Annotated in this window: 23 protein-coding genes and 2 pseudogenes; 8 read left to right on the top strand and 17 right to left on the bottom strand. The window is 66.2% G+C overall.

Features of this window, described 5'->3' with window-relative positions; genetic code table 11:
* Nucleotides 1–142 precede the first annotated feature (142 nt).
* From IPF36_RS17575 to IPF36_RS17565, 4 genes and pseudogenes are all read right to left on the bottom strand, one after another.
* Nucleotides 143–736: an amidase family protein gene (locus tag IPF36_RS17575; RefSeq protein WP_195429278.1), complete on the bottom strand. Its 594-nt coding sequence runs from the start codon at nucleotides 734–736 to the stop codon at nucleotides 143–145.
* A gap of 336 nt (nucleotides 737–1,072) precedes the next feature.
* Entirely contained in the window at nucleotides 1,073–1,204 is a 132-nt protein-coding gene (locus IPF36_RS34715) for a hypothetical protein (RefSeq protein ID WP_255519823.1), read from the bottom strand.
* Nucleotides 1,205–1,236: 32 nt separating this feature from the next.
* Complete coding sequence (locus IPF36_RS17570) at nucleotides 1,237–1,701, bottom strand: amidohydrolase family protein (RefSeq protein WP_133092710.1); 465 nt, start codon at nucleotides 1,699–1,701, stop codon at nucleotides 1,237–1,239.
* Nucleotides 1,694–2,137, bottom strand: a pseudogene (locus IPF36_RS17565) (CoA transferase); the annotation flags it as partial. The gene IPF36_RS17570 and the pseudogene IPF36_RS17565, both read right to left, overlap by 8 nt.
* Between IPF36_RS17565 and IPF36_RS17560 the strand changes: the two are divergent.
* Complete coding sequence (locus IPF36_RS17560) at nucleotides 2,116–3,009, top strand: LysR substrate-binding domain-containing protein (protein ID WP_195429293.1); 894 nt, start codon at nucleotides 2,116–2,118, stop codon at nucleotides 3,007–3,009. The pseudogene IPF36_RS17565 and the gene IPF36_RS17560 sit on opposite strands and share 22 nt — an antisense overlap.
* A 217-nt stretch (nucleotides 3,010–3,226) precedes the next feature.
* On the opposite strand, the gene IPF36_RS17555 is transcribed toward IPF36_RS17560, so the two are convergent.
* Together IPF36_RS17555 and IPF36_RS17550 are read right to left on the bottom strand one after the other, a co-directional pair.
* On the bottom strand, nucleotides 3,227–3,421 hold the full coding sequence (locus IPF36_RS17555) for a hypothetical protein (RefSeq protein ID WP_133092714.1): 195 nt from the start codon (nucleotides 3,419–3,421) through the stop codon (nucleotides 3,227–3,229).
* A 194-nt stretch (nucleotides 3,422–3,615) separates the two neighbouring features.
* Nucleotides 3,616–4,569, bottom strand: coding sequence for a LysR family transcriptional regulator (locus IPF36_RS17550; RefSeq protein ID WP_133092715.1), 954 nt, complete (start codon nucleotides 4,567–4,569; stop codon nucleotides 3,616–3,618).
* Nucleotides 4,570–4,764: 195 nt separating this feature from the next.
* Here IPF36_RS17550 and IPF36_RS17545 point away from each other — a divergent pair, with 195 nt between their 5' ends.
* A complete protein-coding gene (locus IPF36_RS17545; protein ID WP_195429276.1) occupies nucleotides 4,765–5,769 on the top strand; it encodes a tripartite tricarboxylate transporter substrate-binding protein in 1,005 nt (334 codons plus the stop codon).
* 54 nt (nucleotides 5,770–5,823) lie between these two features.
* Entirely contained in the window at nucleotides 5,824–6,906 is a 1,083-nt protein-coding gene (locus IPF36_RS17540; RefSeq protein ID WP_133092717.1) for a maleylacetate reductase, read from the top strand.
* A gap of 173 nt (nucleotides 6,907–7,079) precedes the next feature.
* Here IPF36_RS17540 and IPF36_RS17535 read toward each other — a convergent pair.
* The 3 genes and pseudogenes from IPF36_RS17535 to IPF36_RS17525 all read right to left on the bottom strand — a co-directional run.
* Nucleotides 7,080–7,343, bottom strand: a pseudogene (locus IPF36_RS17535) (hypothetical protein); the annotation flags it as partial.
* A gap of 428 nt (nucleotides 7,344–7,771) precedes the next feature.
* Complete coding sequence (locus tag IPF36_RS17530; protein WP_218959614.1) at nucleotides 7,772–9,103, bottom strand: GAF domain-containing protein; 1,332 nt, start codon at nucleotides 9,101–9,103, stop codon at nucleotides 7,772–7,774.
* On the bottom strand, nucleotides 9,100–9,540 hold the full coding sequence (locus tag IPF36_RS17525; protein WP_165971414.1) for a hypothetical protein: 441 nt from the start codon (nucleotides 9,538–9,540) through the stop codon (nucleotides 9,100–9,102). The genes IPF36_RS17530 and IPF36_RS17525 overlap by 4 nt, the downstream gene beginning before the upstream one ends.
* Before the next feature lie 182 nt (nucleotides 9,541–9,722).
* Between IPF36_RS17525 and IPF36_RS17520 the strand changes: the two genes are divergently transcribed.
* Nucleotides 9,723–11,246, top strand: a complete 1,524-nt coding sequence (locus IPF36_RS17520) for an NAD(P)/FAD-dependent oxidoreductase (RefSeq protein WP_195429274.1) — start codon at nucleotides 9,723–9,725, stop codon at nucleotides 11,244–11,246.
* A 184-nt stretch (nucleotides 11,247–11,430) separates the two neighbouring features.
* Here the strand turns inward: IPF36_RS17520 and IPF36_RS17515 are convergent, their stop codons facing one another.
* The 4 genes from IPF36_RS17515 to IPF36_RS17500 form a co-directional block, all read right to left on the bottom strand.
* Entirely contained in the window at nucleotides 11,431–12,195 is a 765-nt protein-coding gene (locus IPF36_RS17515) for an amino acid ABC transporter ATP-binding protein (RefSeq protein ID WP_133092720.1), read from the bottom strand.
* Nucleotides 12,196–12,284: 89 nt separating this feature from the next.
* Nucleotides 12,285–12,935 (bottom strand): amino acid ABC transporter permease, encoded by a 651-nt coding sequence (locus tag IPF36_RS17510; RefSeq protein ID WP_133092721.1) that lies wholly within the window; start codon nucleotides 12,933–12,935, stop codon nucleotides 12,285–12,287.
* Between the two features lie 12 nt (nucleotides 12,936–12,947).
* A complete protein-coding gene (locus IPF36_RS17505; RefSeq protein WP_133092722.1) occupies nucleotides 12,948–13,607 on the bottom strand; it encodes an amino acid ABC transporter permease in 660 nt (219 codons plus the stop codon).
* A gap of 69 nt (nucleotides 13,608–13,676) precedes the next feature.
* Nucleotides 13,677–14,471, bottom strand: a complete 795-nt coding sequence (locus IPF36_RS17500; RefSeq protein WP_133092723.1) for a transporter substrate-binding domain-containing protein — start codon at nucleotides 14,469–14,471, stop codon at nucleotides 13,677–13,679.
* Between the two features lie 304 nt (nucleotides 14,472–14,775).
* On the opposite strand from IPF36_RS17500, the gene IPF36_RS17495 reads away from it, so the two are divergent.
* The 4 genes from IPF36_RS17495 to IPF36_RS17480 all read left to right on the top strand — a co-directional run bounded on the left by IPF36_RS17495 (nucleotide 14,776) and on the right by IPF36_RS17480 (nucleotide 19,244).
* Nucleotides 14,776–15,660 (top strand): MurR/RpiR family transcriptional regulator, encoded by an 885-nt coding sequence (locus tag IPF36_RS17495; RefSeq protein ID WP_195429272.1) that lies wholly within the window; start codon nucleotides 14,776–14,778, stop codon nucleotides 15,658–15,660.
* 70 nt (nucleotides 15,661–15,730) lie between these two features.
* Complete coding sequence (locus IPF36_RS17490; RefSeq protein ID WP_195429270.1) at nucleotides 15,731–16,957, top strand: diaminopropionate ammonia-lyase; 1,227 nt, start codon at nucleotides 15,731–15,733, stop codon at nucleotides 16,955–16,957.
* Nucleotides 16,954–18,231 carry a Zn-dependent hydrolase gene (locus IPF36_RS17485; RefSeq protein WP_133092726.1) on the top strand — a complete coding sequence of 426 codons (1,278 nt, stop codon included), beginning with the start codon at nucleotides 16,954–16,956 and terminating at the stop codon, nucleotides 18,229–18,231. The genes IPF36_RS17490 and IPF36_RS17485 overlap by 4 nt, the downstream gene beginning before the upstream one ends.
* Nucleotides 18,232–18,293: 62 nt before the next feature.
* Nucleotides 18,294–19,244 carry an N-carbamoyl-D-amino-acid hydrolase gene (locus IPF36_RS17480; protein ID WP_195429268.1) on the top strand — a complete coding sequence of 317 codons (951 nt, stop codon included), beginning with the start codon at nucleotides 18,294–18,296 and terminating at the stop codon, nucleotides 19,242–19,244.
* Between the two features lie 1,046 nt (nucleotides 19,245–20,290).
* On the opposite strand, the gene IPF36_RS17475 is transcribed toward IPF36_RS17480, so the two are convergent.
* Genes IPF36_RS17475 through IPF36_RS17460 form a run of 4 tightly spaced genes read right to left on the bottom strand, consistent with a single transcriptional unit; the run spans nucleotide 20,291 to nucleotide 23,524 of the window.
* Nucleotides 20,291–20,614, bottom strand: coding sequence for a tripartite tricarboxylate transporter substrate-binding protein (locus tag IPF36_RS17475; protein ID WP_368671166.1), 324 nt, complete (start codon nucleotides 20,612–20,614; stop codon nucleotides 20,291–20,293).
* A 2-nt stretch (nucleotides 20,615–20,616) separates the two neighbouring features.
* Nucleotides 20,617–21,423: an enoyl-CoA hydratase/isomerase family protein gene (locus IPF36_RS17470; RefSeq protein WP_133092737.1), complete on the bottom strand. Its 807-nt coding sequence runs from the start codon at nucleotides 21,421–21,423 to the stop codon at nucleotides 20,617–20,619.
* A 33-nt stretch (nucleotides 21,424–21,456) separates the two neighbouring features.
* Nucleotides 21,457–23,004 carry an AMP-binding protein gene (locus IPF36_RS17465; protein WP_195429264.1) on the bottom strand — a complete coding sequence of 516 codons (1,548 nt, stop codon included), beginning with the start codon at nucleotides 23,002–23,004 and terminating at the stop codon, nucleotides 21,457–21,459.
* Nucleotides 22,997–23,524, bottom strand: a complete 528-nt coding sequence (locus IPF36_RS17460; protein ID WP_133092984.1) for a (2Fe-2S)-binding protein — start codon at nucleotides 23,522–23,524, stop codon at nucleotides 22,997–22,999. The genes IPF36_RS17465 and IPF36_RS17460 overlap by 8 nt, the downstream gene beginning before the upstream one ends.
* Nucleotides 23,525–23,537 lie beyond the last annotated feature (13 nt).

Genomic DNA, 23,537 nt, shown 5'->3' with positions numbered 1-23,537 from the left:
GAAGCCTTCCATTTGACCGCATGGTTAGCTACCACCGGCACCGGGCTAGACGCATCGCGCTGCGTGCGCATCGGTGTATTTCGGCGTAACGATTATCCACGATCCTCCATACGTGGAAGAGCGGGACACTGACTCCCCGCGCTCAGTCCGCGATGCCCGCCGGGAGGCGCGTGTGGGCAATCCCAAAGCGCTCGAGCGCCGCCGCGGCCGCTAGGCAGCAGTCCTCGCGCCAGGGCGCGGCGACCAGTTGCACGCCCATGGGCAATCCCTGTCCTTCTGCGGGCCACAGCGGGACGCAGCACACCGGCACGCCGATGCAGGACAGCGGCTGCGCCAGTAGCCCAAGGCCGGCGCGCGGCGGCACCTGTTGGCCGTGCAGATCAACTGCCTCGGCGGCGATGTGGCTGGCAACGAATGGCGTGGCGGGAGCCAGCAACAGATCGTAGCGCTCAAATAACGCCATGGCCTCGCGATAGACCTGCAGCCGCACCCGCTGCGCTTGGATGACCCAGTGCGCGGGAATCAGGCTGCCAGCCACCAGCCGGTCGCGCGAGTTCGGCTCATACTCCGCATAGCGGGTGCGCAATCGCTCGCGGTGCAGCGCACCACCCTCCGCGCCGGTGACGATAAAGGCCGCAGTGCGCGCCTGCTCGGCGCCGCGCAACTCCACTGTGTCGCGCGCGCCAATTGCAGCGGCCGCAGTGGCAACTGCCGTGCGCGCCGCAGCGTCGGCCATGGCATGGAACCAGCCACCAAGGATGCCGATACGCGCACCTCCGGGCGCCCAGCCAGACGCGTGCAATCCCGACAATCGGGCTGAACTGACCTCTTCTCAAGGAGCGCAAGCATTGATCGCATGATGGCTAACAGGTTGGACCGGGGCGAGGAAAACCCGATAGGGAATGTGAGCGGTAACGCTCGATGATCAGATGAGGACCTCGCCAGCGAATTCCATATGGGCCAGCAGGCTGAGCGGCCTGCACAAACGGGCCGGACATAAGCGTGCTGCCTTCACCTGTCGACCACCATGTCAATCGGCTTGCAATCCGGGAGGCGCACGACACGCGCCGTGTTATCGGCACCGCCACCCGCCGAGTAAGGCACCACCATGCGGCGGTTTGTCGGGGAACGCGATGGCGCTGAGCGGCACCGCCGCAGCCAGAATCGCCAGGCCTTTGCCAAGGCGCTGCAGGGTCATTTTCATGCTGTCTCCAGTTTTTTGTTGGTTCGGGCCGGCTATGCAGTCCCGAATCCGTACAGCGAGGCAGGGTTGTCCACCAGGATGCGCTGCCGGAGCGCATTCGTACCGGTCCAACGGGCCAGCAGGTCGTACAGCAAGGCATCGTCCGGCTTGACGCGGGTCTCTGCGGTCCAGTGCAATTGCAGATGCCAGCCCAACTCGGCAACACGATTGGCGAGCGCTTCCACCATCTGGAAGCTCACCACCGCATGGGCCTCGGTGTAGAGGGAGAAGCGGATGCCACGGATGCCTCCCGCGTGAAGGGCCTGCAGGGCCTCGTCGGTCACGTCCGGCCGCACCACCGCAACGCCGCGCGTATTGGCGAACCCCAACTTCTGGCACGGGTCGTAGATGTGCAGGTGAGCGTCGCAGGCGTTGGCGATCGCTGTGCTGTGTGGCGCGCAGCTTGCCGAAGAGTTCGACACCCGGGGGATCCGGGCGCCATCGCGGCGATCAGGCATGCCATGCCAACCTGTCCGCGGCTTCACGGACCCTGTCTCCGTGCTGATCGAGTGCGGGGGCGGCGAACGGCTCCGGGCCGGGCGTGCGCCCGAACTTCACGGCGCGCGTGAAGCCACGATAGCGGCCGACCACGGGGTGCTCGAACGTCGCCACCATCTTTTCCGCTGCGACCTGGGGAAAATCGAACATGTGCTCCACCGAGCGAGCGGCCGCGCACGGCACCTCCTCGCCGAATATGGTCTCCCATTCCAGCGCCGAACGCTCCTGCAATGCCGTGTGCAGGCGCGGCACGATTTCCCCATGATGCTCCGCGCGCTTGCGCACGCTGTCATAACGATCGGTCGACAACAGATCTGCCAACCCGGTCTTCTCGCATAGCGCCCGCCAGAAATGCGGGGTATTGGCCGAGATATATATGTAGCCGTCCCGAGTCGGAGACGAGCTATCTCAAGGCGTTTAGCCTGGTAGTCGAAACCGGCACGCTGGCCGAGGCCGCGAGGCGGCTCAATGTCACGCCGGCGGCGGTCTCTCAACAGATCCAGGTGCTGGAGCGTGAACTTGGCACTGCGTTGCTGGCACGATCCGGCCGCACCGTAGCGCCGACCGAGTCCGGGCGCCGCCTCGCTGCACGCTGTGTCTCGCTGCTAAAAGAAGTCGACGGCTTGAGGGGGTGGGTGAATCAAGCGGAGGAGGTGCGCGAGCTTCGCATCGGCACCATCAATACCGCGCTCCACAGTCTCCTGCCAGACGCGCTCGCGCGTTTTGCGGCCCGGCATCCGGGCGTGTCCGTCCGCATCAGGTCTGCCATGTCGAGCGAGCTTTATGACGCCGTCAAGCAATCGGAGTTGGACGCCGCGGTCTGCCTGCACCCACCCTTCTCCATCCCCAAAGCCTTTGCCTGGGAACTGCTGCGCAAGGAGCCTCTGGTCGTGCTAGCGGCGCAGCGGGACAGGGAAATGGATCCGCATGAGCTGCTGCGCACCAGGCCGCTGATCCGCTATGACCGCAGCTTGGGTGGAGGCAAGCAGGCCAACGATTACCTGCGCAAGGCCGGCATTACGCCCTCGCAGGAGCGCTTTGAGCTCAGCTCCTTGCTCGCCATTGCCATGATGGTGGATCGTGGCCTGGGCGTGTCGCTGGTACCGGATATCGCCTCGCCGCTGACTGCCGGCCTGCGTATCGTGAAGCTCCATCTACCGACGGAACCGGAGCCGCGTCGGTTCGGCTTGCTGTGGCGAAGGACGTCGCACAGCGCCAGCCTGATCCGATCCTTCCTTGAGCAGGCTCGCCTCGCGGCAAAAGCGTAGTTGCGTGCTACCGCCGCGCCCACGCGTTGCCGCCTACCCCGCAGTTCGGGGAGACAAAATACGCGGTGACGCGGCCGCCTTCCTGCATGGCGAGCTGCTGGTAGGCGCCGACGGTCCGGTGTCCGCCGTGCGCGGCCGGCTGCTTCCCGGCGACGTGCCCGCCTACGCCGGCTACGCCGCCTGGCGAGCCGTGCTGCCCGAGCGCGTCCTGCTCGCGTCAACCCATCAGCTCCTGCAGGACACCTTCGCGTTCCAGGATGGCGGCGGCCACCAGCTTCTGACCTACCGCATCCCCGGCGAAGACGGCAGCGTTCGCGACGGTGAACGGCGCCAGAACTGGGTCTGGTACCGGAGGCTCGCGCCGGGTCCGGCGCTCGACGCGCTGCTGCGCGACCGCAGCGGCCAGCGGCACAGCTACTCCCTGCCGCCAGGTGCCATGCAGGACATCGAGATCCGCGTACTGAAGGTGGCTGCCCTCAACACCCTGGCACCCGACCTCGCCAGCCTGGTCACCGCGACGCCGGATCCCTTTCTGCAGCTGAAAAGCCAGGCCTTGCCGGATCCGGCTTTGCTGCTGCCAGCCATGCGGCGCCCGGCAATGACATCTCAGGCGGCATCGCGCCCGGCAGGACCACCGGCGCGCGTCATCGCCACCTGCCAGCGGGGCGGGGAGCCGATGCTCTGGAGCAGGTGCGCGGAAAATGCCTTGAGCTTGGCCGGCGCGCGCGGCGCGGCCCGCACCAGATGGATGCCGCCTTGCGCCTGCGGCAACACGCCCTCCAGCAGTAGTTCCACCAGGCGGCCGGCACCGATATCCTCGCCGACCGACCAGTCCGGCATCAGCGCAATCCCGAGCCCCTGCAACACCGACAGCCGGCGCGCATCGCAATCATCACACTCCATGGCAAACGCGGCACTCGCGGCATGGGCCGGCCTGAGTACTTCTCGCCATCCGCGCATGCTGGTACTGTGGGCGCGGTCGATCAGACGGTGATGCGCGAGCTCTTCGGCATGCAAGGGACGGCCGTGCACCTGGAGATAGGCCGGCGTTGCGCAGGCGATATAGCGCTGGCTGGCGATGCGCCGGGCAATCAGGCTGCTGTCGGCCTGCTGTCCGACGCGGATGACCACGTCGAAGCGCTCCAGCACCGGATCCACGACACGGTCGGTCAGCTCCAGCTCCACGGTCAGCCCCGGATACTGCGCATACAGGCTGCCAAGATGCGGCACCACATGGCGTCGCGCGAAGGCCGGCAGGCAGGCAACCCGCAGCCTGCCACTGACGCCTTGTTCCAGCGCCGTCACGGCGTCGCGCGTTTCGTTCAGTTCCTGCAGGATGCGCGTGGCGCGCTCGAACAGCAGGTCCCCGGCCTCGGTGCGCACCAGCGCGCGCGTGGAACGCGTGAACAGCGCCACGCCCATTTCGCGCTCGAGGGCATCGATCTGGCGCGCTACCGACGACGCCACCTGTCCCTTGCGCCTGGCGACCGCCGAAAAGCTGCCGGCGCGCGCCACGTCGACGAAGGTGGCCAGGTTCTCGGCAAAACGGACAAATTCCATTTGTGCATTTCCCGCAAAGGCGTTGCGCGGAAGCAAAGGCTTCCCGTTGCAGCAACCAGCGCATAGTATCGGCACGATGCGCTGCGGTGCAAGCCTTTTTGCAGGAAATGCAAAGCAGAAGCATCATGTCATTTGCTAAACCGACAAGCCGACACGAACGATCGGAAGGTACCGACCATGGAGACAAGTTCCACGATGACTACCGCCCTTGCCCCCCTTTTCCATGCGGCGCGGGCGCGCGCGCAAACATCCGCCGCGCTGTTGCTGACGCTTGCCTGCACGCTGGCGCCGGGCTTCGCGCGGGCGGATGCATGGCCCGCCAAGCCGGTCACGATCGTCGTCCCCTATGCCGCGGGCGGCACCGTCGACAAGGTCGCGCGGCAGGTCCAGGAGGGCCTGCGCAAGCGGCTGGCGCAGACGGTGGTGATCGACAACCGCGCGGGCGCGGGCGGCACCATCGGCACGGGGCAGATTGCGCGCAGCGCGCCGGACGGCTACACCGTCGGCATGGTGTTCGACAGCTTTGCGACCGAGCCGCATTTCTACCCGAAGCTGCCCTATGCCTCGCACCGCGACCTGACAGGCGTTTCCTATATGGTGCGCTCGCCGATGGTGCTGGTCGTACCCGCCGCCTCGCCCTACAAGACCGTGCAGGACTACGTGACGGCGGCACGCGTGCCGAACAAGGTGTCCTACGCATCGGTGGGCAACGGCAGCTCGAACCAGCTCGTGGCCGAAGCCTTCCACGAGGCTGCCGGCACCAGCGGCATCCATACTCCATACAAGGGCGGCGGCCCGGCCATCAACGACCTGCTCGGTGGCCACGTCGACTCGATGATCGCGAGCCTGCCGCTGGTACTGCCCTATGTGCAGTCGGGCAAGCTGCGCGCGCTGGCCGTGACCTCGCGCCAGCGTGACGCGAGGCTGCCGGCTGTGCCGGCGGTAGCCGAGTCCTACAAGGGCTTCGAGGCCTATTCGTGGGTCGCGATGATCGCGCCGGCCAAGACCCCGCCGGAAGTGCTGGAGAAGCTGTCCAGCGCCATGACGTCGACGCTGCGCGATCCGGCGATTGCGAAACTGCTGACTGACGGCGGCTTCGACGTGGTGGCCGGCGACGCACAGCAGACCAACAAGCTGATCCAGGATGAATCGGCGCGCTGGGGCCGGCTGATCAAGGCGCGCAACATCGCGGTCGATTGAACGCCCTGCTGCTGGCATCGAGCCTTTACCCACTTCCTGACAGGCATTTTCGCGATGGTTCCTTTCGCCTACCAGACCCGTCCGCAACGCGTCGTCTTCGGCCCCGGCAGCCTGGCGCGGCTGGGCGACGAAGCCGATGCCCTCGGCGCGCGCAGCGCGCTGGTGCTGTGCACGCCCGGCCAGCGCAAGCTTGCCGAACGCGCGGCCGCGGTACTGGGCGCACGCAGCGCCGGGATTTTCGACGGCGCCGTGATGCACGTGCCGATCGAACAGGCGCGCCTGGCGCGCGAGCACGCCGCGCGGCTCGGCGCCGACTGCGCTGTCGCCATTGGCGGCGGCTCGACCATAGGGCTGGCCAAGGCCATCGCACTGGAGTCGGAACTGCCCGTCATCGCTGTGCCGACGACCTACGCCGGGTCGGAAATGACGCCGATCTATGGTCTGACCGATGCCGGCCTGAAGCGCACGGGGCGCGATGCGCGCGTGCTGCCACGAACCATCCTCTACGATCCGGACCTCTCGCTGGGCCTGCCCGTTGCGATCAGCGTGACCAGTGGCATGAATGCCATCGCCCATGCGGCGGAGGGGCTCTATGCCTCCGACCGTAACCCCGTTAGCCAATGGATGTCACGCGAAGGCATTGCAGCATTCGGCCGGGCCCTGCCGGTCATTGCCGCAGCGGAGCAGCACACAGATGAGGCGTCGCGCGAAGCCCGCAGCGACGCGCTCTACGGCGCCTGGCTGTGCGGGGCCGTGCTCGGCAGCGTGACGGCCGGTCTGCATCACAAGCTTTGCCACACATTGGGCGGGACCTTCAACCTGCCGCACGCCGAGGTCCACACGGTGGTGCTCCCCCATGCGCTGGCGTACAACGCGCCTGCCGCGCCGGAGGCAATGGCCGCCATTGCACAGGCACTGGGTGCCGGGCACGGCAGCGGTCCGCTCGCCGTGTTCGAACTGGCGGCGAAGCTCGGTGCGCCGACATCGTTGCGTGAACTGGGACTGTCGTCGGCGGACCTCGATCGCGCCTGCGAGCTGGCGCTGCGCGACCAGTATCCGAATCCGCGTCCGCTCGAACGCGAGGGGATCCGCCAGCTGCTGGAAGACGCATTCGCCGGCACAGCGCCGTCGGCCTGAACGGCAGCGGCCGGGGCTGCCACATCGCACGGACAACACCGCCACGGTCGCCATCCGTGCTCAGGCGTGCGCGATACCCATGATCCGGTTGCCCATGCCAATGCCCCACGCCGTCATTCTCGCGCCCTCCGCTAGTCGGTCCCAAGTACAGCCGGTCGTGCGAGCGCACGCCAAGCGCGCCGCGGGACGACGCCGGCAAAGGCAAAGGCGCCTATCACCTCGGGCTGAAGCACGATCCCGCCACCGCGGCTGCTCTGTGCGGAGGGCGAACGCTCAAACACCTCCACATCCCAGCCGACCGCGCGCAGCGCGGTTGCCGCGAACGAGCCGCCGAGCGAGCCGCCGATGACGAGGGCCCTGGGCGGGCGCGCGAGCGCCGCCGGGTCCGGCGCGACAGATGCCGCTGGTTCTGCATCAAGGGAAAGATTGCCTTCCATGTCTGGCTCCAATATGCGGTCCGATGTGCGATCCGATGCAGCCATGGTAGAGGGCCGTGCGTGATCGCTGAATGGGACGGCAAAGCAAGAGCGCTTTGCGGCAACAGCAACGACCGGCGGCGGCAGGCGGCGGCCCCGACGCTGCAGCCGCGGCCTTGCGCGCGATGCAACGCTGGATTGCACGGATATGCCATTCATGCCGGCGGCGATCGCGCCTAACCTTCCTGCATCCCCGACGCATCGCGTTGAACAAGGGGAAGCGACATAGAAAATAAAGCCACTCTTCACTATGTGAGACAAAGACAGCCAGGTTGCCGAGCGCAAGCGTAGTCGCCGAAGAAGCGCAACTGGCCGGTCTGCGGTCTGTGAGGCGCCTTTGCGCATGCCGGCAGGGAGGTCCGGACATGCCAGCACCAACATTTCGCCGCTCACCCAGCCCTCATAAGCACAGGCACCCCATCCACAACCAGCCGGACCTGCCCCCGCCCCGCATGAATTAACTGCACGGGCAAATTCTTCTCGCCCAACCGCCGCCGGAGCAGCAGCATCCGCGTTTCGAGGTTGTCCTTGATCTCCGGTAGCCGCAGCGCCTCCGCCAGTCGGATCTCGCGGTTGCTGAACGCGTTCCGGCCTTCGTTGATGTAGACGCCGAGCATATAGGCCAGCAGGCGTCCCGCGACGCCCTTTATAACGTAGGCGTTGTCGATGAAGACGCTATCGTCAATAGCGTGGTGCGTCACGTGGATGACGCGATCATCTGGCAGTCCGGGCACCGTGCGGAGCACTGGCGGGCGGGCATCCGGGACCAGCGCTTCGCAGAGCGCCAGAGCCAGTGCGCACTGGCTGGCGATCATTTCAAGTGTCGTTTCATGTGCCGTGCGAAAGGCGATCCGCTCCGGGCTTTCCACAAACAACACGCCGCGCAGCGTGTCCTGGGCCAGCATGGGGACGGCCATCTGACTCATGGCGTCGGGCAGGCTGGGCAGCACGATGATGCGGGTGCGGTTCTCGTCGGCGGGGCTGGTGGCTTCGATCGCGTTGCCCAGCCGCCGAATCCGGCTCAGGTCATTGACTTTCACCGGTCGCCGGGTGACGGCGGCGATGCCAATTAGTCCCTCGTCGAATGCCACTTCGGAACCAACGCCGGAGCGGCCGTAGCCGCGGCTGACCACGGTGGTAAGCAGGCGTCGGATTGGGTCGCTCTGCAGCACGATGGCATGCGGGAATCCCAATTGCGCGCAGCCATCGAGCACTGCACCCATTACGCCTTCCGTATCGCTTTGTGCGCTGATGGTTTTCATCACCTGGCCGAGGACGGCAAGATCGGGCGCCGGCGATGCGTCGCCCGCATGATCCGTCCCCGCGGGAGAAACCACAGGTACGATGTCATCGACGCGGAACACGTCGATGGCCTTGAGACGCATGATGCCAGCCATGCCGACTTGGGCGCTGCTGGCCCGCAAATGGTCTGCCACGCGCTTGAACAGCGGTCCTTCGTCGCGGGATGAAACCCAGGTGATATCCAGCTTGTACTGACCGCCGTGGCGGGCGCTGACCAGCAGCAGGCAGGCATGCGGATTGGCGCGGATATTGGCGGCGGTCTTGGCGAAGAACTGGTTGGAGATGGCGATATGCGCGTCGTCCACCATCACCACCTGCGACAGGTAGGAGATATTGGGCGTGCCGTCGGCCGCAGTTGTGGCGATGATCGAGGGGATCACGCCTTCGAAGCAGTCGTCGAGGTCGCGCAGTGGCATCATCCCGCACCCCTAGCCGTGGGTGAGTCTGCGGCGGTGCCTGCCTTTGGCCCGGGGGTCTGGATGTAGGCCTCGCGCACATGCAGCCGTGCGACCGTCAGCTCCCGATCCGCGAGCCACGACGAGACCAATTCGGGCCGCAGTCCGAGGCCGCCGAACAAAGCATCGATGTCGGCCCGGTAGCGCCGGGAAAGCTCCAGGTCTGAGGAATCGACTGCGCGAAGTTGGGCGAAGCCTTTCAATTGATAGGAGACATAGTCCGCGGGGCGAGCAAAGGTGACGGCGGCCTGCCCGTTGGCGGCTAAGTTGTCCATCGCTTCCGGCCATTGCCAGGCGGACACGATGACCTCGACGATTTCCTCGTCGATCGCGCGAGCACCGACCGCGCGAGCGATCGAGGGGCGGTTGGCCTGGTCTCGCGTGCCCACGATGATCATCACGGGGCTCGCGATAAAGTCCAGGATCTCTTCTGATAGCCGCATATTGGCCCGGATTGTCTTCGCTTCGCAAACGGTTAGGAACAACTTAGGAAGTACGGCAAGCCGCTTAGCAACTTTTTAGCGACGTTATTTTGTGTGGCAGATTATAACGTTGGGACCATCGACAAAAGGGTAGTCCCACCATGCAACATCCGAAAAGCAGGCAGGTTGCCATCATCGGCGCCGGCCCGGGCGGCTTGGTCTCGGCTCGCTGGCTGCTGCAGCACGGCTTCGAGCCGATCCTGTTCGAGGCCGGCGACCGGCTCGGCGGTCAATGGAACTTGTGCAGCGCGGCCAGCGCGACCTGGTCCGGGATGCGCACAAACACCAGCCGAGTCACGTCGGCCTTCTCCGACCTGGACCATGGCACAGATGTCGCGACGTATCCGCGCCAGGATCAAATGCTTGCCTATCTGGAGCGCTATGCAGCCCGCTTCGATTTGCTGCGCTGCATCCGCTTCGGCACGCGTGTCGAGCGCCTCGAGGCCGCGGAGGGCGGCTGCTGGCGGCTACGCTCGCGCAGTGCGAGCAGAATGCACGAAGAGAGCTTCAGCCAGGTAATCGTGGCCACGGGCGCGCAAGCCGTGCCGCTACTGCCCGACATTCCTGGCATGGCGAACTTTACCGGCGCGCTCGGTATCGCACATACCGCGCGTTACAAGGGTGCTGAGCCTTACCGAGGCCGTTCTGTGCTGGTGGCCGGCTGTTCGATCAGCGCCCTGGAAGTCGCCTCTGATCTCGCTTTTGGCGGAGCAAACGTCACAGCAGCCTACCGCCGCCAGCGTTATATTGTCCCTAAGCTAATTGCGGGCGTGCCGGCCGAACATATGCTGTTCCACCGCGCGGCAGCGCTGGCGGGCGAGGCGCTTCCGGCCGAGGCGCTAGCGGATAGCCTGAAGGCGGCCGTGCTTCGGGCCGGCGGCGCGCCCGACCAGTTTGGGGCGCCAGTGCCCGATGCCAATGTGTTTGCGGCGGGCATCTCCCAGTCACAGGGATTCCTGCCGGCGGTGGCCGAAGGCCGCGTTACCGTGCGCCCCTGGATCGACCGCATCGACGGGGGCACCGTGCGCTTTACCGACGGCACTGTCGCAACGCCCGATGCGATTCTCTTCGGAACCGGCTATGGCCTGTCGGTGCCGTGGTTGGCGCCAGACATTGCACGCACGCTGAACTACGACGGCAGGGGGCTAGACCTGCACGCTCATACCTTTCACCCGAACCTCCGGGGACTGGCCTTCGTCGGCCTCTACAATCTGGTCGGCCCCTATCTGCCGGTGCTCGAACTGCAGGCCCGTTGGATTGCCTACACGCTGGCCGGCCTGGCACCCATGCCGTCGCCGACACAGATGGCGCAAGGGCTGGCGGCGTGCCGGGCGATGCGGCAGCGCGGGCAGCAGCCAGTGCTACATGATCTTGCGGTTTCGCTGGCGCGCCAGATCGGCGCGGAGCCCGATCTGGCGCGCTGGCCCGAGCTCGAACGCGCGCTGTTGTTCGGCCCCCTGTCGCCGGTCTCGTTCCGCCTGCAAGGCCCAGACCACCTGAACGACGCGCCGACCCGGACGCTGGCAGCGGCTCAGGCATTCGGGGCAATACGCGGCCCGGAGTTTACGCCCGAGGAGCTGCGGTTGCGCAGCTTGATCGGCAGCCGGGAAGCCGCCGTCGCCTGAACCGCGCCTCGCGTCGCCAGCCAGTCCAGTCGCCCACGCACGCTGTACGTCCGGGCCGCGAGGGGCCCGACGCGGCGAACGCCACCTGGTTCGTCGTGGCGCTCCGGGGAAGGCGGCCTCGACTTCGAGGAAGAAAGCCTTCGATCACACCGGTGTTCAGCAGTTCGGGCAGCTGCGCCGCGGATCAGCCGTGCATGGCCGACAGGAACTGCTGCAATTCCGCCGTCCGTGGGTCGCCGAACAGCTGCTCAGGGGTGCCGGTCTCGTGCACCCTGCCGTGGTGCATGAAGACGATGCGGTCGCTGACCTTGCGCGCAAAGTTCATCTCGTGCGTGACCATGATCAGCGTCATGCCGTCGGCGGCGAGCGACTCGACCACACTCAGCACCTCTCCCACCAGCTCCGGGTCCAGTGCCGAAGTGATTTCGTCGCACAGCAGCACGGCCGGGTCCATCGCCAGCGCGCGGGCGATCGCCACGCGCTGCTGCTGTCCGCCACTGAGCTGGTCGGGGTAGCTGTCGAACTTCTCGCCGAGGCCGACGCGCTGCAGCAGTGCCTGCGCGCGCCGGCGCGCATCCGCCTTCGGCACGTCCTTGACCAGCGTGGGCGCGAGCATCACGTTCTGGCCTGCGGTCAGGTGTGGGAACAGGTTGAAATTCTGGAAGATCATGCCGACGCTCTGTCGCAGTTCGCGCATCGTCTTCGCGTCGCCGTGACGCAGCACCTGGCCGTCGATCGACAGCTTGCCTTGCTGGAAAGTCTCGAGCCCGTTCAGGCAGCGCAGCAGCGTGCTCTTTCCAGAACCGCTGCGGCCAATGATGCAGACGACCTCACGCCGGCCGATCTGCAAGTCGATGCCCTTCAGGACTTCGTTGTCGCCATACTGCTTATGCAGGCCCTCGACATCGACGAGAGCAAATGGCTGGGTGGTGGCGTGTGATGTGGACATGGATATGCAGCTTGGAGAGCCTTGCTAAGGCTTGGTAGGCGTGGGTGGGGGGCTCGGTGCGAGCCCCCGTCGCGGTTCTATCTGCGGATTCAGGCATGCGCCTGCCAGCCGCGTTCGAGCCTGCGGCTCCAGAGCGACAGCGGGAAGCACAGCGCGAAATACAGCAACGCGACGCAGCTATAGACCAAGAAGGGCTGGAAGGTCGCGTTCGAGATCATCTGCCCGGCCTTGGTCACTTCGACGAAGCCGATCACCGAAGCCAGCGCAGTGCCTTTGACGATCTGCACCATAAAGCCCACCGTCGGCGCCACCGCGATGCGGGCCGCCTGCGGCAGGATCACGTAGCGCAATTGCTCGCGCAGGTTCAGCGCAAGGCTGGCCGATGCTTCCCATTGGCCGCGCGGAATCGCATCGACGCAGCCGCGCCAGATCTCGGTCAGGTAGGCGCTGGCATAGAGCGTGAGACACAATGCGGCGGCGAACAGCGCCGAGGTTTCGATGCCGATCAGCGCCAGCCCGAAATAGGCCAGGAAGAGCTGCATCAGCAACGGCGTGCCCTGGAACAGCTGCACGTACAACGCAATGCCGCGCCCCGCCCCCGGCACCCGGGAAATGCGCGCCACCAGCAGCAGCAGGCCGACGACGCCGCCGCCGACGAAAGCAATCAGCGACAGTCCGACGGTCCAGCGCAACGCCAGCAGCAGGTTGCGGAAGATGTCCCACAGTGAAAACTCGATCATGGCCGTCTCCTGTCAGCGTCCGAACAAAAAGCGCGGCCCGATCCAGTTCAGGGCCTGGCGCACCGCAACGGCCAGCGCCAGGTACGCGACGGCAACGGCGATATAAGCTTCAAAGTTCCGGAAGGTGCGGCTGGCGATAAGGTTTGCCGCATAGGACATTTCCTCCGCGGAGATCTGGCTGCAGACCGACGAGCCCAGCATCACGATGATGATCTGGCCGACCAGTGCTGGCCAGACACGCTTGAGCGAAGGCGGCAGCACCACGCGCGTGAAGATCTGCCAGCGGTCGAGCGCCAGGCTCTGCGCGGCTTCGATCTGCCCGCGCGGCGTGGATTCGAGGCCGGCGCGGATGATCTCGCAGGCGTAGGCGCCCAGGTTGAGCGTCATCGACAACACGCAGGCCACCTCGGGCGTCAGCCGCACGCCAATCGTCGGCAGGCCGAAGAAGACGAAGAACAGCTGAATGATGTAAGGGGTGTTGCGGATCGCCTCGACATAGCCGCCGACCATGGCGCGCACCCACGCCGGCGCGTGCAGGCGCGACCAGGCGCACCCGATGCCGAGCACGGTGCCGGCGACTGCCGAGAATGCCGTCAGCAGAACGGTCAGGAAGAGGCCCTGCAGCAGCATCGGCCATTGCGAGAGCACTGGCCCGAAATCAAAGGAAATCATACGCAACAGCCACACAGAAGCGAAGGTGGAACCCGCGACGGCGCGCGCCGCCGCGGTCTTGGCAGGTTCTTATTCGGGCAGCTCGCCGGTGCCGCGGCCGAGCCAGCGCTGCGCATAGTTACCCAGCGTGCCGTCGGCCCTGGCTTGGCGCAGGATCTCGTTGACCTTGGCCAGCAGTGCGGTTTCGCCCTTGCGCACGCCGATAAAGTTAGGCGAGTCCTTCAGCAGCAGCTTGTATTCGGCGTCCACCTTCGGATACTTCTGGATCGCCATGGCGGCGACCGCAGCCCCGGTGGCAACCAGCTGGGTCTGCTGCGTCACGAAGGCGGCCACCGTCGAGTTGTCATCCTCGAAGCGCTGGATCTTCAGCGTGGGCGGCGCGACCTGCTGCAGCACGTCGTCCTGAATGGTGCCGCGCGTCACAGCGATGGTCTTGCCCCCAAGGTCGGCAAAACTCTTGATGCTCAGGCTCTTCGGCCCGAACACCGCCTGGTAGAACGGCGCATAGGCGATCGTGAAGTCGATCACCTTGGCACGCTCGGCGTTCTTGCCCAGCGCCGACACGATCAGGTCGATCTTCTTCGTTTGCAGATAGGGAATGCGGTTAGGCGTGCTGACCGGCACAAGGTCGGCCTTGACGCCCATCTTGTCGGCAATCATCTGCGCCACGGCCACATCGAGCCCCTGCGGCTTCAGGTCGGGGCCCATGAAGCCATACGGCGCAAAGTCGACCGGGATGCCGATTGCAATCGACTTCTTCGCCATCACCGCGGTCAGGGAATCGTCGGCCTGCGCAGGCGCCATGGCGACCAGGGCGGCAGTGACGAGGACGGTGGCAATGGCGGTGAACTGTCTGCGTTTCATAAAACACCCTTTCTTCAGTCGGTCGAGGAGAACGAAGGGCCAATTCGCAAGATGCATGCCACGGCTCCTTGAAGCGTCGCCCGGAACCAGGAAGAGATAACACTCTCTTTAGATTCGACGGATTACGCGAGATCAGGCAAGCCATGGTGGCAGTTGGCATCGTCTTTGCTCGGGAACGATCGAAACGTGGAACAGTAGTTTCACATGCTACAAATAGAGAAACTCTGGTTCCATAACTGTGCGAGACGGCGCCAAACCGGTGCAGCCGGAACGAGACCCAGGTATCGCAATCGATCGCTCCGACATGAACACTTACGACGCGCTCGAAGCGCAGATCATCCAGTGCTACGGTGAGTTTTCCGGAACCGACAAGAAGCTCGCCGACGTACTGCTCAGCCGCAAATCCGAGTTGCTCGGATACTCCGCTACCGAGCTCGCCGACCTGGCGAGCGTGTCCAAGGCGAGCGCCGCCCGCTTCTTCCGGCGGCTCGGCTATGCCGACTTCGGCGCGTTCCGGCAGGCGTTGCGCGACCAGCGCGCCAGCCAGTCTCCGCTGGCAAAGATGGGTCGCGCTGCCACCCCGCGTGGCGCTCGCACTGGTGTGGCTTTACCCGCGTTCGCCGGACTGCAGGCACATGTTCAGCTCGACGCGCACCGCCTGGCCGCCCTGCCGGAGCAGCTCAGCGAACGGGTACTCGATACCACCCTGCGCGAACTGGCCGATGCGCGCCGGGTCTGGGTGGTCGGCTATCGCAACAGCTTCATGCTGGCCTTCTATGCCAATGCCTTGCTGTCGCAGGTACGGCCGGAGGTCTACCTGCTCAACGAGCAGGCCGGCAAGGATGCCGAACTGATCGCGGAAATCGACAGCAAGGACGTGCTGCTCGCGATCGATTTCCGGCGCCGCGCGCGCCGGCTCGCACCGATCGTCACGCTGGCCACCGAGGCGGGGGCGAAGATCATCCTGCTCAGCGATGCCCCGGTCTCCGCGCTGACCACGCACGCCACCGCCGTGCTGCGCTGCTCGCACCATGGCGACCAGGTGTTCGACTCCTATGTAGCCGCGACCAGCCTCGTCAATTACCTCGCCACCGCGATGGCGCGGCGCGCCCGCAAGCGCGCGCGTGCGCGGTTGGCGCGGGTCGAACGCGCGCATGACCTGCTCGACGATCTCGACCTGCAGGCGTGAGCGCCCCGCATCCCGAATACAGCGCGAGTCGGCTCGCGCAACCCCCTCTCCTGTCAACACCGGAAGTCCCATGTCCACGTTACCGCAGCTCAAGCTCGATCTTTTCGTCAACCCTGCGCGCACCCGCAGCGAAGACTATGGCAGCACGCGCGAGGCCATTCTCGGTGCGCCGGCGCTGGCCACCGCGCAACGCGCCATCACCGCCTGGGAGGGCTACCGGCCTACGCCACTGCATGCGCTGCCGGCGCTGGCCGCCGCGCTGGGCGTCGGCAAGATCCACTACAAGGACGAAGGCACGCGTTTCGGTCTCGGCAGCTTCAAGGCACTGGGCGGCGCCTATGCGGTGGGCCGCCTGCTGGCGCGCGAGATCGGCAAGCGGATCGGCCGCGCGTTGACCCCTGCCGCCCTCACTTCGCCCGAACTGCGCGCGCTGTGCGCCGATTACACGGTGACCTGCGCCACCGATGGCAACCACGGGCGTTCGGTCGCATGGGGCGCCCGGCGGTTCGGCTGCGCCTGCGTGATCTACATCCACGCCGCCGTCAGCGAAGGACGCAAGGCGGCGATCGAGCAGGTCGGCGCGACCGTGGTACGGACTACGGGCAACTACGACCAGGCGGTCCAGCAGGCCGACCGCGACGCTCGCGAACGCGGCTGGCACGTGATTTCCGACACTTCGTATCCCGGATACATGGACGTCCCGCGAGATGTCATGCAGGGCTACCAGGTCATGGTGGCTGAGGCCGTCGACGCGCTGCCCGAGTGGCCAACGCACGTCTTCATCCAGGCCGGCGTGGGCGGTTTCGCCGCCGCCGTCTGCGCCTACTTCTGGGAACGCAACGCAGCGCAGCGCCCGGTATTCGTGGTGGTCGAGCCGGACGCGGCCAACTGCCTGTACCGCAGCGCGCGCGCCGGCCACGTGACGGCGGTGACCGGCACGCTCAATACGCTGATGGCGGGCCTCGCCTGCGGAGAAGTGTCACTGCTGGCGTGGGAAGTGCTGGCTCACGGCGCGGATGCCTTCTGCACCATCGATGACGGAGCGGCGGTGGCGACGATGCGCTTGCTGGCGAATCCCGCTGATGGCGATCCCGCCATCGTCGCCGGCGAATCCGCGGTAGCGGGCCTGGCAGCCGCCATTGCGGGCATGCAAGATCCGCAAGCGCGTGCAGCGCTGGGCCTCGGCGCGCGCAGCCGCCTGCTGTTCGTTGGCAGCGAGGCCGATACCGATGCCGGGTTGTACGCGCGGCTGGTCGGGCGCAGTGCCGACGCCGTGCGCGCGGGAGCGCAGGCATGACAACGAACCTTAGCGCGGACAGCGGCCGCACGGCGCTCGACACCGAGTTCCCGGGCATCGACGGTGCGCGGTTGCTGCGCCGGCTCGACGAACTGAATACGCATGGCGCCATCAACGGCGGCGGCGTCTGCCGCTTGGCGCTGACTGACGCCGACCGCGCGGGGCGCGACTGGACCGTCGCGCAAATGCGCGCGCTCGGCATGGAGGTTACCATCGATGCCATCGGCAACGGCGTCGCGATTCATGCCGGCCATGAAGACCTGCCGCCGGTGATGGTCGGCTCGCACATCGATACGGTACGCACTGGCGGCAGGTACGACGGCAACTATGGCGTGATGGCCGGACTGGAAGTGGTCGCTGCGCTGCGCGATGCCGGCGTGCGGCTGCGCCGCCCGCTGGCGATCGCCTTCTTTACCAACGAGGAAGGCGCCCGCTTCCAGCCGGACATGATGGGCTCGCTGGTTTTCGTGGGCGGCATGCCGCTCGACGAAGCGCTCGCGGCAGGCGGCATCGACGGCAGCACGGTCGGCGCGGAACTGGAGCGAATCGGCTATCGCGGCGATGCGCCGGTCGGCCGGCCCGAGGTCGACAGCTTTGTCGAGCTGCATATCGAACAGGGCCCGGTGCTGGAGCGCATGGGCGTGCAGATTGGCGTGGTTGAAGGCGTGCAGGGAATCAGCTGGACCGAATTCGTGCTGGAAGGCGTGTCCAACCATGCCGGCACCACGCCGATGGCCCTGCGGCACGACGCTGGCTACTGCGCCGCACGCATCGCCACCTTCGTGCACGATCTGGCGCTGCGCTACGGCGGCCGCCAGATCGGCACGGTCGGCGCGATCCGCTTCGAGCCGAACCTCGTCAACGTGATTCCGAACCGCGCGACCTTTACCGTCGATCTGCGCAACACCGACGTCACGGCGCTCGCGCAGGCGGAAGCCGAGGTGCTCGCCTTCGCGCACCAGACCTGCGCGACGGAAGGTGTCGCGCTGCGCCAGCGTTCGCTGGCGCGCTTCGAGCCGGTGGCGTTCGACCCGCTGGTGACCGACCTGGTGCAGCGGCACAGCGACGCGCTAGGCCTGTCGACCACGCGGATGCCGAGCGGAGCGGGCCACGACGCGCAGATGCTGGCGCGCGTCTGCCCTGCGGGCATGATCTTCGTTCCCAGCGTGGGCGGACTCAGCCACAATGTTCGCGAGTTCACCGAAGCGGCCGACCTGGTGCGGGGCGCGCAGCTGCTGATGCGCGTGGTCGTCAGCCTGGCCAACCGTCCCTGAACGACCCGGGCACAGCCCCCCGATCCAACACCTTCTCTTCCCCCGAATTTCAGGAGTCAATCGTGTCCCGTTTCATCCATGTCGCACTTGGCCAGCTGGGCCCGATCGCACGCGCCGATACGCGCGTGCAGGTGGTCGCGCGGCTGTGCGAAATGATGCGCGAAGCCCATGCCTGCGGCGCGCACCTGATCGTCTACCCTGAACTGGCGCTGACCACGTTCTTCCCGCGCTGGTATATGGACAGCGATGGGGAAATCAACAGCTTCTTTGAACGCGAGATGCCGAGTGCCGACACGCTGCCGCTGTTCGCGCTGTCGCGTGAGCTCGGCGTGGGCTTCTATCTCGGCTATGCGGAACTGGCCAACGAGAACGGGCGCGAGGTTCGCTACAACACCTCGATCCTGGTTGACCGCAGCGGCACCATCGTCGGCAAATACCGCAAGGTGCATCTGCCCGGCCACTGCGAGCACGAACCATGGCGCCGCTTCCAGCATCTGGAGAAGCGTTACTTCACGCCCGGTGACCGCTTTGGCGTCACCGAGGCCTTCGGTGGCAAGATCGGCATGGCCATCTGCAACGACCGGCGCTGGGCCGAGACCTATCGCGTGATGGGCCTGCAAGGGGTGGAGATGGTCCTGATCGGCTACAACACGCCGGTGCACAACGCGCCCGCGCCCGCGCACGACGACCTGTCGCTGTTCCACAACCAGCTGTCGATGCAGGCGGGCGCCTACCAGAACGGCACCTGGGTGGTCGGCGTGGCAAAGGCCGGGATCGAGGAAGGCGTCGACAGCATTGGCGGCAGCTGCATCATCGCGCCATCCGGCGAAGTGGTCGCGAGCTGCATCACCAAGGGCGACGAAGTGGCGATCGCACGCTGCGACCTCGACTTCTGCGCGCTATACAAGCGCACCACCTTCAACTTCGACCTGCATTGGCAGCCGCACGCCTACGGCATGATCGTCGAGCGCAGGGGCGAAACGCTGCGCGCCGATGGGTCGCCGCTTGGCTAACGGAGCTGAACAGACCAGGCGATGTTCACCGGGTTGCTGAGGCAGGATGAGGGACGCGACACGCGACGAGCGGGCTCGGGAACCGAAGCCCGGCGTAGCGGTGGCCGGCAGCATGCCAATCAACGTGGCGCCCGCAGGGCGTCATCCAGGCCCTTGCTCCTGTCTTCGCTGTCAGGGACGTCGCCCATTCCGATGCTACTGCTAATGGGCAGGCCCTTTCGATACCGAGCGCTGTAGTTGACCAACGTAGGCGCGTTGTTCCTCAGGTACCAGTAGACTTTATCCAGGTTCCACCACAGCGTGCTGAATTCATACTCCGTCCTCGTCAGGAGTCCGGCGTCCAATGCCTTGATGCGCTCCAACGCTTTGCGGCCGTTGCCATGCCAGACCAGCCACTTGGCGTGAGTGATCTCCGGTTTCCACCAACTCCCGTTCCAGCGAGTCGATCGTCTTGCTGCCGAACACAGAACGTTGCACCCCCTTGAACTTCATCCCGATGTGGAACCAATCGAGGACCGGTTGCCGCCTGCGCGGCGTCTACTGTGGTCGGCGATATCTGCAGCAGCGTGTCGAACGCGGTGGCCCGGCGCCCCCGCCAGCTTGCCGTCGCGGGTAACGACCTCGATGTCCGCCGGCACGACCGCTTCGATCGCCCTTTCAAACGCGGCACCGCCCTGCCAACCGCACCCGGCGGTATCTGCTGGGATATGGTCTCTTCGAGTTGGGTCTGACCGCGGCCTCTCACTTCAAGCTCTGGCAGCTTTGCGAGCCATCGCTGAAGCGTTTGGCAGACGAGACTGGCGGCATTGCCTTCATGACGATCCGGAGCGGGGCGGACGCCATCTCCGTCGCTCGTGCGGAAGGACGGAACGCCATCAATATCCCGAGTCTGGAGATCGGCGTGCACCGGCCACTGGGAGTCGGGGCGGGAAGCCTTGCGCTGCTCATGTCCCTGCCGGACGATGAAATCGAGCGGATCGTGTGCGCCAACGCGAGGCGTTTGTTCGGCTACGGCAAGCTAAGCGTTCCGCTAATGCTCGAGATTGTCAGAGCCTCCCAGCGCTGCCCTTGTAGGGCACCTGCGTAAGGTCGATGCCTGCCAGGCTCTTGAAGTACTCCATGGTCAGGTGATTCGACGTGCCATTGCCCGCCGACGCGTAGTTGAGCTTGCCCGGCTTTGACCTGGCCAACGCCACGAAGTCCTTGAGCGAGCGGATCGGCGAATCCTCGCGAACTACCAGAAGGTTCGGCGAATAGGCGCCCAGCGCCACCGGCACCAGGTCCCTGGCCGTGTCGTAAGGCAGCTTCTTGTAGAGGTTCCCTTTGACGCGCCGGCCGCGCGGCGCCGCAGCGCCTTGCGGCCCAGCCACCTTCACTCGCCGCGGAAGGCCGGCGTGCGTTTGCCGTGGAACGCCTCGACGCCCTCGCGGAAGTCCGCCGAGCTGCGCAGCCGGCTGTAGCAATGGCCTTCCAGTTCGATGGCGATCGACAGCGGCGCGTCCTCGGTGTCGTTGAGCAGCTTCTTGGCGGTGCGCTGCGCCAGCGGCGAGAAGCCGCGCAGCTCATCGACCAGCGCATCGGTAGCGGCGGCCAGTTCACTGTCAGCCACGCAGTCGACAGCAAGGCCCCAGTCATAGGCCTGCTTGCCCGGGATGCGCCGCGAACGCATGACGATGTCCTTGGTGCGACCGATGCCAACCATCTTCTGCAGGCGTGCCGAGCCGCCCGAACCGGGGATCTGGCCCAGCTTCTGCTCGGGCAACGCATATTCGGTGCTTTCCGTCGCGATGCGGAAATCGCACGCCAGCGACAACTCGAAGCCCACGCCGAAGCAGTATCCCTGGGTGGCGGCGATCACCGGCTTGCTGCACCGCGCCGGCGCCGCAACGTTCCATGCCAGCTTCGACACATGCTCGGGCGAAGCTTCGAGGAAGCCCTTGATATCGCCGCCGCTGGAAAAGTGCTTGCCCTGGGCGCGCACCACGATCACGCGCACGCGCTCGTCGTCGTCAAGCGCCTCGAAGGCCATGCGCAGCTGGTCGCGGGCATGCATCGAGATGACGTTGTACGGCGGGCGATGCAGCACGATGTCGGCGCGCTCGCGCGCGGCGTCGACATCGACGGAAAAGCCGTCGAGATCCTTCAGCAGGTCCTGGCCGCGGTGGGTCAGTTGGGTCATGTCTTTGCTCCTGGTTTGGTTTTGCTCGGGAATTCACGCCGCGCCGTCCGGCGGCAGCAGCACGTCGCAGGTGTACTCGCCCGCGGACAGCTTGCGCCGCAGGATCTTGCCCACCGGCGACTTCGGGATATCGGCGACGAAGACGTAGTCGCGTGGTCGCTTGAAGTTGACCAGATCCGACGCGCGGCAATGGCCGTCGAGCCCGTCGGCGCTGACGAAGGCCTTGCGCTTGACAAAGGCCACCACGCGCTGGCCCCAGCGTGGATCGGACACGCCTGCCACGGCCACTTCATCGACCGCAGGATGCAGCGACAGCACCGACTCGATCTCTACCGGCGAGATATTTTCACCGCCGCTGATAATCATGTCGTCGACCCGCCCGGTCACGTAGAGGTCGCCATCGGAATCGAAGTACCCGGTGTCCCCGGTGAAGTACCACCCGTCGCGCAGCGACTTCCTGTTGGCGTCGTCGCGGTTCCAGTAGCCCTCGAAGGCCTCGTCGCCAAGCAGGTCGGCGATGATCTGCCCTTCCTCGCCCGGCGTGGCCAGCGCATCGGGCGAACTGGCATCGAGCCGCACCACCCGCAGCCGCGTGTTGAGCCCAGCGCGGCCCGCGCTGCCCGGCTTGCGCGTGGCATGCTGGTCGACGCTGAAGGTGTATACCTCCGACGAGCCGTAGTGGTTGACGAACAACTCCGGCCTGAAGGCCTTGGCCAGGCGTTGCAGCAAGGCATCGCTCATCGGTGCGCCGGCAAACCCCAGCTTGGTGACTGAACTGCTGTCCACGGCATCGAACTGCGGGTCGCCGAGCAGGTCGTGGTATAGCGTCGGCACCAGGTAGAGGCAGGTAAGCCGGAGGCGGGCGATCTCAGACAGCGCCTGGGCGGCATGCCAGCGGCGCAGGCAGACGAACAGCCCGTCAACGAGCGCCATGGCCAGGAGCGAGCGCACCCCCATGGTGTGGTACAGCGGCATCACGCCCAGCGTGCGCTCGCCGTGCCGGTACAGGTTTTGCGCCACGTGCGCCAGCGCCGCGGCGCGTTCCTGCCGGTGCCTGCGCGGCACGCCCTTGGGCTTGCCGGTGGTGCCGGAGGTGTAGAGCATCAGCGAGACATCCTCGGCGCCGGCCTGGGGGATGCCGCTGTGCGGTGCACTTTCCAGCAGCGTGTCGAAGGCGAGCGTCGCACCGGCAACGTTGTCCAGGCCGATGCGCGGCATGGCCTGCGCGGCCGCGCTTGCGGCCACGGCCTCGGCGCTCACGGGTTCGTACACCAGCGCACGAATCTCCGCATCGCCAATGCAATAGTCGATCTCGTCGGCCTTGGCACGCCAGTTGAGCGGCACCATCACCACGCCGGTGAACTGGCAGGCCCAGTGGAGCGTGGCCATCTCCCAGCGGTTCTGCAGCACGGCAAGGATCCGCTGGCCACGCCGCAGGCCCTGCGCTTCCAAACCCGCGGCCACCCGCAGGATGCGTTCGTGCCATTGGAGATAGGTCAACCCCAGGTCCCCATCGACGATGGCGGGCGCGTGCGGGCTGCGCTCCACGCTTTGCAGGAAAGTGCGTCCCAGGTCAAGCATGGCTTGCCTCCTTCGCGGGCTGCGCGCCGGCCCGGCGTGCCTGTGCGCGCGCGGCCGCCACGTCCAGCACGGCAGCCACGATCGGCGTGTAGCCGGTACAGCGGCAGATATGGCCGGACAGCATCTCGCGCACCTGGGCTTCGGTGGGGTCCGGCACGCGCTGCAGGTAGTCCGCGCATGACATCAGGATGCCCGCGGTACAGAAGCCGCACTGCAGCGCATGGTGGCGACGGAACGCCAACTGCAGGTCGCCAAGCTGGTGGTCCGGCGCCAGTCCTTCGACCGTGTCGATGCGGCGGTCTTCGGCCTGCACAGCGAGCATCAGGCAGGAGCGCGCGGCCACGCCGTCGACCTGTACGGTGCAGGCGCCGCAGACGCCATGCTCGCAGCCCACGTGGGTGCCGGTGGCGCCCAGTTCATGGCGCAGGAAGTCCGACAGCAGTTCGCGCGATTCGCACCAGCCGCTGCGCTGCCGGCCGTTCAGGGTTACCGAGATACAGCGCCGCTCGTCGCGACGCATCACGGCAGCGGGC

Source organism: Cupriavidus sp. IK-TO18, assembly GCF_015549295.1.
Lineage (GTDB): Bacteria > Pseudomonadota > Gammaproteobacteria > Burkholderiales > Burkholderiaceae > Cupriavidus > Cupriavidus oxalaticus_A.
Note: the sequence above shows the minus strand (reverse complement) of the source record. Positions and strands in the feature narration are given on the sequence as shown.

Coding starts and splice junctions, on each gene's coding strand:
- IPF36_RS17530 (WP_218959614.1), bottom strand. CDS start 9,103: ATGATGCCACTGCGCGACCTCGACGACTGCTTCGAAGGCGTGATCCCC.
- IPF36_RS17570 (WP_133092710.1), bottom strand. CDS start 1,701: ATGCCTGATCGCCGCGATGGCGCCCGGATCCCCCGGGTGTCGAACTCT.
- IPF36_RS17505 (WP_133092722.1), bottom strand. CDS start 13,607: ATGATTTCCTTTGATTTCGGGCCAGTGCTCTCGCAATGGCCGATGCTG.
- IPF36_RS17485 (WP_133092726.1), top strand. CDS start 16,954: ATGACAACGAACCTTAGCGCGGACAGCGGCCGCACGGCGCTCGACACC.
- IPF36_RS17545 (WP_195429276.1), top strand. CDS start 4,765: ATGACTACCGCCCTTGCCCCCCTTTTCCATGCGGCGCGGGCGCGCGCG.
- IPF36_RS17470 (WP_133092737.1), bottom strand. CDS start 21,423: ATGACCCAACTGACCCACCGCGGCCAGGACCTGCTGAAGGATCTCGAC.
- IPF36_RS34715 (WP_255519823.1), bottom strand. CDS start 1,204: ATGAAAATGACCCTGCAGCGCCTTGGCAAAGGCCTGGCGATTCTGGCT.
- IPF36_RS17500 (WP_133092723.1), bottom strand. CDS start 14,471: ATGAAACGCAGACAGTTCACCGCCATTGCCACCGTCCTCGTCACTGCC.
- IPF36_RS17575 (WP_195429278.1), bottom strand. CDS start 736: ATGGCCGACGCTGCGGCGCGCACGGCAGTTGCCACTGCGGCCGCTGCA.
- IPF36_RS17460 (WP_133092984.1), bottom strand. CDS start 23,524: ATGCGTCGCGACGAGCGGCGCTGTATCTCGGTAACCCTGAACGGCCGG.
- IPF36_RS17495 (WP_195429272.1), top strand. CDS start 14,776: ATGAACACTTACGACGCGCTCGAAGCGCAGATCATCCAGTGCTACGGT.
- IPF36_RS17550 (WP_133092715.1), bottom strand. CDS start 4,569: ATGGAATTTGTCCGTTTTGCCGAGAACCTGGCCACCTTCGTCGACGTG.
- IPF36_RS17515 (WP_133092720.1), bottom strand. CDS start 12,195: ATGTCCACATCACACGCCACCACCCAGCCATTTGCTCTCGTCGATGTC.
- IPF36_RS17465 (WP_195429264.1), bottom strand. CDS start 23,004: ATGCTTGACCTGGGACGCACTTTCCTGCAAAGCGTGGAGCGCAGCCCG.
- IPF36_RS17540 (WP_133092717.1), top strand. CDS start 5,824: ATGGTTCCTTTCGCCTACCAGACCCGTCCGCAACGCGTCGTCTTCGGC.
- IPF36_RS17510 (WP_133092721.1), bottom strand. CDS start 12,935: ATGATCGAGTTTTCACTGTGGGACATCTTCCGCAACCTGCTGCTGGCG.
- IPF36_RS17520 (WP_195429274.1), top strand. CDS start 9,723: ATGCAACATCCGAAAAGCAGGCAGGTTGCCATCATCGGCGCCGGCCCG.
- IPF36_RS17490 (WP_195429270.1), top strand. CDS start 15,731: ATGTCCACGTTACCGCAGCTCAAGCTCGATCTTTTCGTCAACCCTGCG.